Annotated in this window: 7 protein-coding genes; 5 read left to right on the top strand and 2 right to left on the bottom strand. The window is 67.4% G+C overall.

Annotation, left to right across the window (positions count from 1 at the left end; genetic code table 11):
• Positions 1 to 35 precede the first annotated feature (35 nt).
• Together queF and AC5P57_RS12915 are read right to left on the bottom strand one after the other, a co-directional pair.
• Positions 36 to 854, bottom strand: a complete 819-nt coding sequence (queF, locus tag AC5P57_RS12920; protein ID WP_099555123.1) for an NADPH-dependent 7-cyano-7-deazaguanine reductase QueF — start codon at positions 852 to 854, stop codon at positions 36 to 38.
• A 552-nt stretch (positions 855 to 1,406) separates the two neighbouring features.
• Positions 1,407 to 2,726 (bottom strand): M20 family metallopeptidase, encoded by a 1,320-nt coding sequence (locus AC5P57_RS12915; protein WP_262235424.1) that lies wholly within the window; start codon positions 2,724 to 2,726, stop codon positions 1,407 to 1,409.
• A gap of 188 nt (positions 2,727 to 2,914) precedes the next feature.
• Between AC5P57_RS12915 and AC5P57_RS12910 the strand changes: the two genes are divergently transcribed.
• The 5 genes from AC5P57_RS12910 (at position 2,915) to yccS (ending at position 15,361) form a co-directional block, all read left to right on the top strand.
• The gene (locus AC5P57_RS12910) at positions 2,915 to 4,156 is read left to right on the top strand and encodes an efflux RND transporter periplasmic adaptor subunit (RefSeq protein WP_099554777.1); all 1,242 of its coding nucleotides are present in this window, start codon (positions 2,915 to 2,917) and stop codon (positions 4,154 to 4,156) included.
• 74 nt (positions 4,157 to 4,230) lie between these two features.
• Positions 4,231 to 7,464 carry an efflux RND transporter permease subunit gene (locus AC5P57_RS12905; protein WP_495219601.1) on the top strand — a complete coding sequence of 1,078 codons (3,234 nt, stop codon included), beginning with the start codon at positions 4,231 to 4,233 and terminating at the stop codon, positions 7,462 to 7,464.
• 31 nt (positions 7,465 to 7,495) lie between these two features.
• Complete coding sequence (locus AC5P57_RS12900) at positions 7,496 to 10,618, top strand: efflux RND transporter permease subunit (protein WP_262235427.1); 3,123 nt, start codon at positions 7,496 to 7,498, stop codon at positions 10,616 to 10,618.
• A 338-nt stretch (positions 10,619 to 10,956) separates the two neighbouring features.
• The gene (locus AC5P57_RS12895) at positions 10,957 to 13,020 is read left to right on the top strand and encodes a TonB-dependent siderophore receptor (protein ID WP_099554783.1); all 2,064 of its coding nucleotides are present in this window, start codon (positions 10,957 to 10,959) and stop codon (positions 13,018 to 13,020) included.
• 163 nt (positions 13,021 to 13,183) lie between these two features.
• Positions 13,184 to 15,361, top strand: coding sequence for a YccS family putative transporter (gene yccS / locus AC5P57_RS12890; protein ID WP_099554785.1), 2,178 nt, complete (start codon positions 13,184 to 13,186; stop codon positions 15,359 to 15,361).
• The last annotated feature ends 138 nt before the right edge of the window (positions 15,362 to 15,499 follow it).

Here is a 15,499-nt window from a genome sequence, read left to right as displayed (position 1 = left end):
TAAGGTGCCTGGTAGTGCCGGCCGCTGGCCGGCGGTTACTGCCGCAGTTCGCGGTAGGTCGCAGCCGGAGCCGCGATGCCGGGGCTGGCGCGCCACGGGTTGATGTCCAGGCCACCACGGCGGGTGTAGCGGGCTTCCACTTCCAGCCATTGCGGCTGGCAGCGCGCAGACACCTCGCTGAAGATCCGCTCAACGCACTGCTCGTGGAACTCGGCGTGTTCGCGGTAGCTGACCAGATAGCGCAGCAGGCCGGCACGATCCATCTTAGGCCCGCGGTAGCGCAGGCTGACCGTCGCCCAGTCCGGCTGGCCGGTGACCGGGCAGTTGGACTTCAGCAGTGCCGAGACCAGGGTCTCCTCCACCACCTCACCAGCATTGGCCGAGAGGAAGTCCGCCTGCGGCGGGCCGTAGCAGTCGATCGCCACGTCCAGCCCATCGATGGATTCGCCGAGCGGCGTCTCACGCAGGCCCGGCAGGCCGAATTCGACCTGGACCGGCGCACCGGCGCAGGCCGACAGATCAGCCACCAGGCGCTCGCGCAGCGCCTCGGCGCTGTCGACGCGGGTGCTGTTGAGGGAGTTGAGGTACAGCTTGAACGACTTCGATTCGATCAACCGCGGCGAGGTGCACGGCACCTGCACGGTGGCGACGGCGACCTGCGGCTTGCCACGCGGGTCGAGCCAGCTCAGCTCGAAGGCATGCCAGCGGTCGTGGCCGACGAACGGCAGCGCGGCGTCATCGAGGCCGATCTCGGCGCGGGCGCCGCTGCGCGGAATGGGAAACAGCAGGCCGGGATCGTACTGCGACGGGTAACTGACCTCGCGACCGAGGCTGGAATCCTGTGGGGTGTTCATGGGCGTCATTGTATCGCGCCAGAAGCGGGCCTTCGGCCGGGCCGGCCAACGGCGGAGCCCCTCCGTGGTGGTTTTGTTGGTTGGTCGTGAAAGGCGGTCTATCGGCTTGGCCGGGTGGGTAGGCGGGTCGGGGGACGCCGTAAACCCGTCCTTGGGGGCTTGGCCGCGGCATCCATGCCGCGGACACCCCCGCCCCGCCTACCCACCCGGCCCCTGACAGTTCCCTGCACGCGGCCGCCACCACGGGAAAGATCAGAAAAATCAAAATCAAAAACCGATCCTTCAGACGTTCCTGACGCCTGCCGTGTCGACCAAGGTCGACACCCACCAGAAGCAGAATGTCGTTCCGACAGCTCGCGGGAAACCGTCGAAGGCGGGGTGGGTCCGGTGGCAGGGGCGTGAGCCGCATGGATGCGGCGACCGAGCTTACATGGACGTACTTGCAGCGTCCCCTGCCACCGGACCCACCCCGCCATCCCTCAGGAAACCAGCTTTGGACGTTGACGTGGCTTTGGCCTCAGCGGGTGCAGGGCGCAGCCCTGCCGGAAACCCTCATCCCGCCGGAGTGCCGGCACCGTGCAGGTAATCCAGGCTCACCTGCAGCAGCGCGCGCAGTCCCACATCCAGCGCCTTCTCATCCAGCAGGAACTTCGGCGAATGATTCGCCGGCGCCATCGCCGGGTCGATGCCCACGCTGGTCGAACCGACGAAGAAGAACATGCCCGGCACTTCCTTCGCGTACAGCGAGAAGTCCTCCGCGCCCATCTGCAGCGGCGGCTCGTACACGTTGTCCTTGCCCACCACCGCCTGCAGGCTCGGCAGCATCTTCGCGGTCAGCGCCGGGTCGTTCACCGTGGCGGGGTTGCCTTCCGATTCGTAGATGTCGGTCACCGCCTTCGCACCGTGCGCGGCAGCGGTGTGTTCGGCCACGTTGCGCAGGTCGGCGAAGATCTGCTGGCGCATGCCCTCGTCGAAGGTGCGGATGGTGCCGACCATCTCCACTTCATCGGGAATGATGTTGTAACGGATGCCGCCGTTGATCGCGCCGAAGGTCAGCACCGCCGGTTGCTTGGACAGGTTGGCGCGGCGGCTGACGATGGTCTGCGCGGTGCCGACCAGATCGGCGGTGGCCACGATCGGGTCAACGCCGTTCCACGGCGCCGAACCGTGCGTCTGGCGACCGATCACCTTGATCCCGAAGCGGTCCGAGGCAGCCATCAACGGGCCACCGCGCACCGCGATCTGCCCGGCCTGCACACTGGAGAACACATGCAGGCCGAACACGGCTTCCGGCTTGAAGTCGGCGAACAGGCCTTCCTTCAGCATCAGCGCGGCGCCACCCTCTTCCGGCGGCGGTGCGCCTTCCTCGGCCGGCTGGAAGATCAGCATCACCTGGCCCGGCAGGTCCTTCTTCATCGACACCAGCGCTTCAGCCACGCCCAGCAGGGTGGCGGTATGCGCGTCATGGCCACAGGCATGCATCACGCCCACGGTCTGGCCGCGGTACTGGTCGGTGGCCTTGGAGGCGAACGGCAGGCCGGTCTGCTCGGTCACCGGCAGCGCGTCCATGTCCGCGCGCAGCGCGATCTTGGGGCCGGGCTTGCCGCCTTCGATGATCGCCACCACGCCGTGGTGGGCGATACCGGTCTTCGGCTTCAGGCCCATCGCACGCAGGCGCTTGGCGACCTCGGCCGAGGTACGCACCTCGCGGTTGGACAGTTCCGGGTGCTGGTGGAAGTCACGGCGCCATTCGACCACCCGGGCCTGCAATCGCTGTGCGGCGGCGGTCACTTCCGGGCGCTGCCCGTCCTGGGCGTGGGCAAGGGCCGGCAGGGCCAGCAGCAGGGCGGACAGCAGCAGCGAACGGCGCATCGCAATCTCCACAGCAAGAGGGTTCCAGCTGAATGTAGGGCAACACCGCCGCCACGGGAACCTCCCGCGCGGGATCCGGTCTTAGCGCCCGTCCCATCCGTCATGCAGGAAACGTGATGTGGCACAGGTATGCTTTGCGCATTGCCAACCGGGGCCGCGCCCCGTCCAGCCCTCTTGGAGTCCTCGTAATGTCACGTGTTTGGAAGATCGTGCTGCTGGTCGTGGCGGTTCTGGTGCTGGCCGTGGTCGGCCTGCGCGTCATCGGCGGGGGCAAGGACAAGGCTGGAAAGCCGGCGGCGGGAGCGCGCCAGGGCGGTGAAGACCCGGATGCCGGCCCGGTGCCGGTGACCGTGGTCGAGGCCACGCGCCAGGACGTACCGGTGTATGCCAGCGCACTGGGTACGGTGACGGCAATGAACACCGTCACCGTCAGCCCGCAGGTCGGTGGCCAGCTGATGAGCCTGAACTTCCGCGAAGGCCAGGAAGTGAAGAAGGGCGACGTGCTGGCAGTGATCGATCCTCGCACCGCCCAGGCCAGCTTCGACCAGGCAGCGGCGGCCAAGCGCCAGAACGAAGCGCTGCTGGCTACCGCCCGCTCCAACTACCAGCGCTCGAACGCGCCGGAGTATCGCCAGTTCGTCGCCAAGACCGATCTGGATACACAACGAAACCAAGTGGCACAGTACGAAAGCGCAGTCGCGGCGAACGATGCCAGCATGCGCTCGGCGCAGGTGCAGCTGCAGTACACCAAGGTCACCGCACCCATCACCGGCATCGCCGGCATCCGTGCGGTCGATGCCGGCAACGTGGTCAACGCCGGCACCGCGCTGGTCACGCTGACCCAGGTCCATCCGATCCACGTGCTGTTCAACCTGCCCGAACGCCAGCTCGGCGACGTGCGCCAGGCGCAGGCCGCCGGTGCGGTGCCGGTGGCCGCGCTGGACCGCGCCGATTCGCACGTGCTGTCCGGTGACGGCAAGCTGGATGTGGTCGACAACCTGATCAGTGCCGACAGCGGCACGTTCAAGGCGCGCGCGCTGTTCGACAACACCGACAACGGCCTGTGGCCGGGTCAGTTCGTCAACGTGCGCATGCAGCTGCGCACCATCGGCGGTGGTGTGGTCATTCCGACCCAGGCCGTGCTGCGCGGGCCGGATGGCGAGTACGTCTATGTCGTGCAGGGCGACAACACGGTGAAGATGCAGACCGTGCGCAGCGGCGTGGAAGTGGGCGACAGCCAGGTGCAGATCGCAGAAGGCCTGAAGGGCGGCGAGCGCGTGGTCAGCGAAGGCCAGTTCCGCCTGAAGCCGGGCAGCAAGGTCACCGCGCTGAAGCCGGGCGAGACCCCGGCCGCACCGACCGAAGCCGAACTGAAGGCCGCCGAACAGAAGAACGGCGGCGGTGGCCGTCGCGGTGGTGGCCCGCGCTGAGCGCAGGCCACGATTCTCCCTCGCGCTGGCGGACCTGCCGGCGCCGACATTGAAGTGCCAGCAAGGATCAGTCCGTGGGCTTTTCGACGATCTTCATCCGCCGCCCGATCGCCACCTCGCTGTTGATGGCGGGCCTGTTGCTGCTGGGCATCCTCGGTTACCGCAAGCTGCCGGTATCGGCGCTGCCGGAAATCGATGCGCCCAGCCTGGTGGTCACCACCCAGTACCCCGGCGCCAACGCCACCACCATGGCCTCGCTGGTCACCACGCCACTGGAGCGCCAGTTCGGGCAGATTTCCGGGCTGGAGCTGATGACGTCGGACTCGTCGGCCGGGTTGTCGACGATCATCCTGCAGTTCTCGATGGACCGCGACATCGACATCGCCGCACAGGACGTGCAGGCGGCGATCCGCCAGGCCACCCTGCCCTCGTCGCTGCCCTACCAGCCGGTCTACAACCGGGTGAATCCGGCCGACGCGGCCATCGTCACCCTGAAGCTGACCTCTGACACGCGGCCGCTACGCGACGTCAACAACTACGCCGACTCGATCCTGGCCCAGCGCCTGTCGCAGGTGCAGGGCGTGGGCCTGGTCTCGATTGCCGGCAACGTGCGCCCGGCCGTGCGCATCCAGGTCAACCCGGCGCAGCTGTCGAACATGGGCCTGACCCTCGAACAGCTGCGCAGCGCGCTCACGCAGGCCAACGTCAATGCGCCGAAGGGTTCGTTGAACGGCAAGACCCAGTCCTACAGCATCGGTACCAACGACCAGCTGGCCAGCGCTGCCGAGTACCGCGACACCATCATCAGCTACAAGAACGGCCGCCCGGTGCGGTTGTCCGACGTGGCCGAGGTGGTCGATGGCGTGGAGAACGACCAGCTGGCGGCCTGGGCCGATGGCAAGCCGGCGGTGCTGCTGGAAGTGCGTCGCCAGCCCGGTGCCAACATCGTGCAGACTGTCGAGCGCATCCGCGCGATCCTGCCGCAGCTGCAGGGCGTGCTGCCGGCCGACGTGCACCTGGAGATCTTCAACGATCGCACCGAGACCATCCGCGCCTCGGTGCATGAAGTGCAGTTCACCCTGATCCTCACCATCGGCCTGGTGGTGGCGGTGATCTTCGTGTTCCTGCGCCGGCTGTGGGCCACCATCATCCCGTCGGTGGCAGTACCGCTGTCGCTGGCCGGCACCTTCGCGGTGATGGCCTTTGCCGGCATGTCGCTGGACAACCTGTCACTGATGGCGCTGGTGGTGGCCACCGGCTTCGTGGTCGACGATGCGATCGTGATGATCGAGAACATCGTGCGTTACATCGAGCAGGGCAAGAGTGGCAAGGAAGCGGCCGAGATCGGCGCACGCCAGATCGGCTTTACCGTGCTGTCGCTGACCGTCTCGCTGGTGGCGGTGTTCCTGCCGCTGCTGCTGATGCCCGGTGTCACCGGCCGCCTGTTCCACGAGTTCGCGTGGGTGCTGAGCATCGCTGTCGTGCTGTCGATGCTGATCTCGCTGACGCTGACCCCGATGATGTGCGCCTACCTGCTCAAGCCCGACGCCCTGCCCGAGGGTGAGGACGCGCATGAGCGTGCGGCGGCGGCCGGCAAGCAGAACCTGTGGACACGCACCGTGGGCCTGTACGAGCACAGCCTGGACTGGGTGCTGGGCCACCAGCGCCTGACCCTGGCCGTGGCCGGCGCGGCACTGGTGCTGACCGTGCTGCTGTATGTATTGATTCCCAAGGGCCTGCTGCCCGAGCAGGACACCGGTCTGATCACCGGCGTGGTGCAGGCCGACCAGAACATCGCCTTTCCGCAGATGGAGCAGCGCACCAAGCAGGTCGCCGAAGCGCTGCGCCACGATCCGGATGTGACCGGCGTGTCGGCATTCATCGGTGCCGGCAGCATGAACCCCACGCTCAACCAGGGCCAGCTGTCGATCGTGCTGAAGGAACGCGGCGAGCGCGATGGCCTGGATGAGATCCTGCCGCGCCTGCAGAAGGCGGTGGCCGGTATTCCGGGCGTGGCGCTGTACCTGAAGCCGGTACAGGACGTGACCCTGGACACCCGCGTGGCGGCCACCGAGTACCAGTACTCGCTGTCGGACGTGGATTCGGCGACGGTGGCGACCCAGGCCACGCGCCTGACCGAAGCGCTGCGCAAGCGCCCGGAACTGGCCGACGTCGACAACAACCTGTCCAACCAGGGCCGCGCGCTTGAACTGAACATCGACCGCGACAAGGCCAGCGTGCTGGGCGTGCCGATGCAGACCATCGACGACACGCTCTACGATGCGTTCGGCCAGCGCCAGATCTCGACCATCTTCACCGAGCTCAACCAGTACCGCGTGGTGCTGGAAGTGGCGCCGGAGTTCCGCACCAGCACGGCGCTGATGGAACAGCTCGCGGTCGCCTCCAACGGTGCCGGCGCACTGACCGGCACCAACGCCACCAGCTTCGGCCAGGTCACCTCGTCCAACTCGTCGACCGCCACCGGCATCGGCGCGCAGAACACCGGCATCACCGTCGGCGCCGGCAACATCATTCCGCTGTCGGCGCTGGCCGAAGGCAAGGTCAGCAGCGCGCCGCTGGTGGTCAGTCACCAACAGCAGCTGCCGGCGGTAACGGTCTCGTTCAACGTGGCGCCGGGCTATTCGCTGTCCGAAGCCGTGCGTGCGATCCAGGAGACCAAGGACAGCCTGGACATGCCGACCCACCTGCATGCCGAGTTCATCGGCAAGGCCGCCGAGTTCACCGGCAGCCAGACCGATGTGGTGTGGTTGCTGCTGGCCTCGCTGGTGGTGATCTACATCGTGCTGGGCGTGCTCTACGAGAGCTACATCCACCCGATCACGATCATCTCCACGCTGCCACCGGCCGGTGTCGGCGCGCTGCTGGCGCTGATGCTGTGCGGCCTGAGCCTGTCGGTGGATGGCATCGTCGGCATCGTGCTGCTGATCGGCATCGTCAAGAAGAACGGCATCATGATGGTGGACTTCGCGATCGAGGCCCGCCGCGCCGGCGCCAACGCGCACGAAGCGATCCGCCGCGCCTGCCTGCTCCGCTTCCGCCCGATCATGATGACCACCGCCGCGGCCATGCTCGGCGCGCTGCCGCTGGCGCTGGGCACCGGCATCGGCTCGGAACTGCGCCGTCCGCTGGGCATAGCCATCGTCGGCGGCCTGCTGCTCTCGCAGCTGGTCACGCTGTACACCACGCCGGTGATCTACCTGTACATGGAGCGCTTCTCGGAGTGGATGGCACGCCGCCGCGAGCAGCGCGCCCTGCGCGACGGCACGCTGCAGGAGCCGCAGGCATGATCCACGCCCCGCTGCTGCGGGGGACCGCACGATGAACCTGTCCGGCCCCTTCATCCGCCGCCCGATCGGCACCGCCCTGCTGGCCATCGGCCTGTTCATGGTCGGCCTGATCTGCTACCTGCGCCTGGGCGTATCGGCGCTGCCGAACATCGAGATCCCGGTGATCTTCGTGCATGCCAGCCAGTCCGGCGCCGATGCGGCGACCATGGCGTCCACGGTCACCGCGCCGCTGGAACGCCACCTCGGCCAGCTGCCGGGCATCGACCGCATGCGCTCGTCGAGTTCGGAAGGCAGCTCGCTGGTGTTCATGATCTTCCAGAGCGGCCACAACATCGATTCGGCCGCGCTGGACGTGCAGACCGCGATCAATTCGGCGCAGGCCGACCTGCCTTCGGGCATGGGCTCGCCGATGTACCAGAAGGCGAACCCGAACGACGACCCGGTGATCGCCATCGCGCTCACCTCGCAGACGCAGTCGGCCGATGAGCTGTACAACGTCGCCGACTCGCTGCTGGCGCAGCGCATCCGCCAGATCAGCGGCGTCGCCTCGGTCGACATCGCCGGTGCCTCGACGCCGGCGGTACGCGTGGACGTCAACCTGCGCCTGATGAACGCGCTCGGCCTGACCGCCGATGACCTGCGCAACGCAGTGCGCGCGGCCAACGTGACCTCGCCCACCGGCTTCCTCAGCGATGGCAACACCACCACCGCGATCATCGCCAACGATTCGGTGGCACGCGCCGCCGACTTCGCCGACCTGGTGGTCAAGACCCAGGGCGATGGCCGGGTGATCCGCCTGAAGGACATCGCCAACGTCTACGACGGCCAGCAGGACGCCTACCAGGCCGCGTGGTTCGACCACAAGCCGGCGGTGGTGATGTACGTGTTCACTCGTGCCGGCGCCAACATCGTGGAGACCGTGGACCGGGTCAAGGCACAGATCCCGACCCTGCGCGACTACCTGCAGCCGGGCACCACGATGACGCCGTACTTCGACCGTACGCCGACCATCCGTTCCTCGCTGCATGAAGTGCAGATCACCCTGCTGATCAGCCTGGCCATGGTGGTGCTGACCATGGCGCTGTTCCTGCGCCGGCTGGCACCGACGCTGATCGCTGCGGTGACCGTTCCGCTGTCGCTGGCCGGTGCCGCGCTGGTGATGTACGTGATGGGCTTCACCCTGAACAACCTGAGCCTGCTGGCGCTGGTGATCGCGATCGGCTTCGTGGTCGACGATGCGATCGTGGTGATCGAGAACATCATGCGCCACCTCGACGAGGGCATGCCGCGCATGCAGGCGGCACTGACCGGCGCGCGCGAGATCGGCTTCACCATCGTCTCGATCACCGCCTCGCTGGTGGCGGTGTTCATCCCGCTGCTGTTCGCCAGCGGCATGATGGGCGCGTTCTTCCGCGAGTTCACCGTCACCCTGGTGGCGGCGATCGTGGTGTCGATGATCGTCTCGCTGACGCTGACCCCGGCGCTGTGCAGCCGCTTCCTCAGTGCCCACGATCACGCTGCGCCGCCGTCGCGCTTCGGCCGCTGGCTCGATACCGGCCATGAACGCATGCTGCGCGTCTACACGGTGTTCCTCGACTTCTCGCTGCGCCACGCGCTGCTGATGTCACTGACTCCGCTGATCCTGATCGGCGTCACCGTCTTCCTGTTCGGCGCGGTGAAGAAGGGCGCGTTCCCGCCGCAGGACACCGGCCTGATCTGGGGTCGCGCCAACTCCAGCGCCACCGTGTCCTTCGAGGACATGGTGGCCCGCCAGCGCCGCATCACCGACATGCTGATGGCCGACCCCGCGGTGAAGACCGTGGGCGTGCGCCTGGGCAGTGGCCGCCAGGGCTCCAGCGCACAGTTCAACATCGAGCTGAAGTCGCGCAGCGACGGCCGTCGCGAAACCACCGCGCACGCACTGGCACGGTTGAGTGCCAAGGCCGACCGCTACCCCGACCTGCAGCTGCGCCTGCGTGCGATCCAGGATCTTCCCAGCAACGATGGCGGCGGTTCCAGCCAGGGCGCCCAGTACCGCATCTCGCTGCAGGGCAACGACCTGGCATCGCTCCAGGAATGGCTGCCAAAGCTGCAGGCGGAATTGAAGAAGAACCCGAAGCTGCGCGACGTCGGCACCGACGTGGACAACGCCGGCCTGCGCCAGAACATCGAGATCGACCGCGCCAAGGCCGCGCGCCTTGGCATCACCGTCGGCGCCATCGATGGCGCGCTGTACGGTGCGTTCGGCCAGCGCCAGATCTCCACCATCTACTCCGACATCAACCAGTACAGCGTGGTGGTCAACGCCCTGCCCTCGCAGACGGCCACGCCAGCGGCGCTGGACGAGGTGTACGTGCGTGCGCGCAACGGCGACATGGTGCCGATCACCGCGGTGGCGACCCAGGTGCCGGGCCTGGCGCCATCGCAGATCACCCATGAAAACCAGTACACCACGATGGACCTGAGCTACAACCTGGCGCCGGACGTGAGCATGGGAGAGGCCAAGGCGATCATCGATGCCACCGTGGCCGGCATGCGCATGCCGGGCGACATCCGCCTGGCCGATGACGCCGGCTTCGGCTTCAACTCCGACCCCAGCGACATGCTGATCCTGGTGTTTGCTGCGATCCTGACCGTGTACCTGGTGCTGGGCATGCTCTACGAGAGCCTGATCCATCCGGTCACCATCCTGTCCACGCTGCCGGCGGCAGGCGTGGGTGCGCTGCTGGCGCTGTTCGGTACCAACACCGAGCTGTCGGTGATCTCGATGATCGCGCTGGTGCTGCTGATCGGCATCGTCAAGAAGAACGCGATCATGATGATCGACTTCGCGCTGGTCGCGCAGCGCGAGCATGGCCTGGCACCGCGCGATGCTGCGCGCGAGGCCAGCATCGTGCGCTTCCGCCCGATCATGATGACCACGATGGTGGCGATCCTGGCGGCGGTGCCACTGGCGATCGGCCTGGGCGAAGGGTCCGAGCTGCGGCGCCCGCTGGGCATCGCGATGATCGGCGGCCTGCTGTTCTCGCAGAGCCTGACCCTGCTCAGCACGCCGGCGCTGTACGTGATCTTCTCCTGCCTGGCCGAACGCTGGCGGGCACGGCGCGCACGCAAGCGCGAAGCGAAGCTGCTCAAGCGCGCGCAGCGGGCCTAGAAGGGCCCATCCACGCATGGCGTGGATCTACGGGTGGTGCCGGTCGCTGGCCGGCTTTCTCCGTACGGCGAATCTGCCGGCCAGCGGCCGGCACTACCGTGGGTGCGAATGGTGGGTACGGACCGTGGGCGCGGATGGTGGATGCGGACCGTTGGTCCGCATGTCGCCGGATTTGACGCGCCGTAACGAAAAGAGAACAATTCTCATCCAGCCATGGTCCTGCGCCCCTCCGCGGCGCCCCGCTGCCATCTCCGGCCAGCCTGCGTGATCCCAGCCACTGCCCCTCCCCCCACCCGTGGGCGGATGGCCCGTGGCCGCCCGCCGAGGATCACCGAACCATGCCATCGCACCTGCTGTGCCGCCCGGCCCTGCTTGCCATTTCCCTGTCCGTGGCATGTGCCGCGCATGCTCAATCCGCACCGGACCGCGGTAACCGCAGTGCCACCGAACTGGATGCGGTCAAGGTCACCGCCGAACGCACCCACGCCGACACTGGCGCCCTGGGCGACCGCGCCCTGCGCGATACCCCGTTTGCGATCACCGCCGTGGGCCGCGAGCAGATCGAGCAGCGCCAGGTGGTCTCACTGGGCGAAGCCTTCCTGCTCGACCCTTCGGTCACCACCCAGGTCAGCGCCTATGCCAGTGGCTGGAGCTCGCCCATCCGCAATCGCGGTATCGAACTGAATTTCGACAGCTATCGGGTCAATGGCCTGCAGGTCTCTTCCTGGGGCACCGAATGGCCGCTGGAAGTGATGGAACAGGTCGATCTGCTGAAAGGCCCGGGCGGATTCCTGTACGGGTTCGGTGCGCCCGGCGGCATCGTCAACTACATCACCAAGAAGCCGACCGACACGCCCACCTTCTCCGCCCAGCTGGGCTGGCGCGAGCAGGGCATCGTCAGTGGCGGCATCGATGCCGGCGGCCGCTTCGGCAACGAACAGATGTTCGGCTACCGTTTCAACGCCTACCGGGAAAAGGGCGAGACCTTCAACGGGGGCCGCGTGGATCGCAAGGTCGGTGCACTCGCCTTGGACGCACGGCTGACTGATCGCCTGACATGGACCCTGGATGGCGTCTTCCAGTCGCGCGATCTCAGCGGCGAAGCGCCGCAGTACTACTTCCGCGGCCTGACCTCGTCGCCGCACCCGATTGCCGGCGACGTCGACAATGGCGTGCCCGGCACCTACTACGACACCCGATCGAGCCTGCTGTCGACCGGCTTGAACTGGCAGATCAACAGCGACTGGAAAGCCAGCCTGAGTTACGGCGTCACCACCTCGTGGAACGACGTCAACAAGATCTTCGCCTACATCGACGATCCCAACGGCGATTACGACGTCAACGTCTACGAACTGGGCGGCAAGAGCGAGTGGAAGCTGGCGCAGGCGATGCTGCAGGGCAGCTTCCGCACCGGCCCCCTGCAGCATGAGGTGGTGGCGGGCATCAGCCATCAGACCGGGCTGGGCTGGGACCGTCCCTACGAATGGAGCCTGATCGGCCGCGCCAACCTGTACCAGCGCCACGCCATCCGCCACGATGCCGTCGGTTCACGGGTGATGACCCGCGGCGACGAGACCGTGCAGCAGGCGGTGTTCGCAAGCGATACGGTGAACCTCGGCGGTGGCTGGTCTGTGCTGGCGGGCTGGCGCTACAACGACTTCGAAACCAAGGGGCGTTACCGCACCTACCCGGTCACGCCGACCTACGCCGTGATGTTCAAGCCCAGCGAGGCGGTCACGCTGTATGCCAGCTACATCGAATCGCTGGAAGCCGGCAGCCGCGTAGGCAACAGCTACATCAACGCGGGCGACGTGCTCGACCCGACCATCAGCAAGCAGTACGAGATCGGCGCGAAGGTCGAGGCGGCGCGCTGGAACGCGAACCTGGCGGCGTTCCGGCTGGAGCGTGGCGCCAACATCGATGAGCTCACGCCCGCCGGCAAGCGCCTGGTGCAGGACGGCATCACGGTGTACGAAGGCATCGAAGCCAGTGCCGACCTGCACCTCAACGATGCCCTGACGGTCGGCGGTGGCGTCACCTGGCTGGACCCGACCTATGACAGGTTGTCGCCGGCCAGCGCCGCACAGGAAGGCAACCGTACCGCCGGTGCTGCGCGCTGGAGCGGGGTCCTGCACGCCACCTACCAGCTGCCGTGGGTGGACGGCCTGGAAACGTATGCGGCCGTGCGCTACTACGGCGATGTCTGGTACGACGCCGACAATACGCTGAAGCTACCCGGCTACACGCTGGTGAATGCCGGCGTCGGCTACCGGCTGCTTGCCTCGGGCCACCCGGTGACCCTGCGTGCCAGCGTCGAGAACCTGGCCAACCGGAAATACTGGTCCAACGCCGGCGCCGGCCTGCCGCGCACGATCGCACTGAGCGTGCGGTTCGACATGTAAGGCCCGGCAATCCGGCAGTGCCGGCCGCCGGCCGGCTCCCCGCACCTTCGTCCGGCCGCATGGGAGCCGGCCAGCGGCCGGCACTACCGGGTATTCCTTCGCGGGCTGTCCCCTTCACCCCGACCCCCGCAATAATGGTGGAAGACCCTTCCACCGAGCCTGCATGCCCGCCCGCCAATCCCGCCTCAGCCGCCTGTGGGCCCATGAGAAGGCCAGTTATGGCCTGCGCGTGTTCATCGCACTGACCGCAGCGCTTGCCGTGTGCTGGCAGCTGGATGCGCTGAGCGCCCTGCCCGGCGTTTTCCTCGGCATCATCGCCAGCGCCATCGCCGAGACCGACGACAACTGGTGGGGCCGGACCAAGGCCGTGGCGCTGTCACTGCTGTGCTTCTGCATCGCCGCGGCGTCGGTGATCTGGCTGTTCCCCTGGCCGTGGATCTTCATCGGCGCGCTGGCACTGTCCACCTTCTGCCTGACCCTGCTCGGCGCGCTCGGCGAGCGCTACGCATCCATCGCCCAGGCCACGGTAACGCTGGCCATCTACACCATGATCGGCCTGGAGCAGCATGGCGCCAGCGATCTGCACAGCGCGCTGGACGCCGTCAGCCACCTGCTGGCGGGTGCGGTCTGGTACGGACTGCTGTCGATCCTGTGGACCGCACTGTTCGCCAACCGCCCGGTGCGCGAACGCGTGGCGCGGCTCTACATCGAACTGGGCCGCTACCTGCAGCTGAAGGCCGCCCTGTTCGAGCCGGTACGTGAGGCCGACCTGCAACGCCGCCAGCTCGATCTGGCCGAGCAGAACCGGCGCGTGGTCGGCGCGTTGAACGAGGCCAAGACGGCGATCCTGGCCCGCTTCGGCCGCTCCGGCCGGCCCGGCGTGAACTCCGGCCTGTACCTGCGCCTGTACTACATGGCACAGGACTTCCACGAGCGCGCCAGTTCCTCGCACTACCCGTACGGCGCCCTGGTCGATGCCTTCTTCCACAGCGACGTGCTGTACCGCTGCCAGCGCCTGCTCGATCTGCAGGGCCAGGCGTGCGCGCGGCTGGGCGAGGCAATCCGCCTGCGCCGCCCGTTCGTGTATGGCGAAAACAACCAGCAGGCCGGGCGCGACCTGGCCGATGCGCTGGCCTACCTGCGCGACCAGCGGCGCCCGCAGTGGCAGCGCCTGCTTGGTTCGCTGGACCTGCTGGTGCACAACCTGCGCAGCATCGAGCGCCGGCTGCTGGACGCCGAACGCTCCGAGGCCAGCCTCGACAATGTCGATACGCGCCTGCGCGACAGCAATCCGCACACCCTGCGCGAGATGGGCGTGCGCCTGCGCCAGCAGCTCACGCCCGGTTCGGTGCTGTTCCGCCATGGCCTGCGCATGGCGCTGGCGCTGATCGCCGGTTTCGCGGCCATCCGGCTGTTCAACGCACAGAACGGCTCCTGGGTGCTGCTGACCATCGTATTCGTGTGCCGCCCCAACTTCGGCGCCACCCGCCAGCGCCTGGCGCAGCGCATCGCCGGTACCGTGGCCGGCCTCGTGCTCACCTGGGCGCTGCTGCAGCTGTTCCCGCAACTGCACGTGCAGCTGCTGATCGCGCTGCTGTCGGCGCTGCTGTTCTTCTTCACCCGTACCGATCGCTACCTGGTGGCATCGGCGGCGATCACGGTGATGGCCCTGACCTGCTTCAACCTGATCGGCGATGGCTTCGTGCTGATCGTGCCGCGCATGGTCGATACGCTGCTGGGCTGCGCGATCGCCGCCGCTGCTGCGTTCCTGATCCTGCCCGATTGGCAGGGCCGACAGCTGCACTTGGTGCTGGCGCGGGTGCTGGATACCGCCGCGCGCTACCTCGATTCGGTGCTGGGCCAGTACCGCAGCGGCATGCGCGATGACCTGGCCTATCGCATCGCCCGCCGCGACATGCACAACGCCGACGCCGCGCTGTCCACCGCACTGTCGAACATGCTGCGCGAACCCGGCCACGTGCGCCGCAACCTGGATGCCGGCTTCCACTTCCTGGCCCTCTCCAACACGCTGCTTGGGCACTTGTCGGCGCTGGGTGCGCACCGCGACCAGGTGGACAGCTACGCCGGCGATCCACTGGCCTTGGCCGCCGGTGATCGCGTGCGAAAGGCACTGCAGCAGCTGGCGGCGGCGCTGACCGCACGACAGCAGGTCGCGGAAGATGACAACGACGCCGACCGCGCAGTGGCCGCTGAGCTGGAACAGATCGATGAGGCGATGCCACCGAAGCTGCAGCTGATCCGCACGCAGATGGCGCTGGTGCTGCGGATGCTGCCGAAGGTGCGGGCGGCGGCGAATGAGGCGGTGCGTACGCTCACCTGACAACGTGCCGCTGGGCATGGTCCGGCGCTACCGGTGCTGCATCCACGCATGGCGTGGATCTACTGTGCCGTGCGCAACAGCGCGTTGCGCCTGGCGCTGCATCCCGATCACGTTTCCGCGCGGATACTGGGTGATCCC

The sequence above is a fragment of the Stenotrophomonas sp. YJH_SMC_79 genome (genome assembly GCF_059367995.1).
The sequence above is the reverse complement of the archived record's forward strand: the minus strand, read 5'-3'. Positions and strand labels throughout refer to the sequence as shown.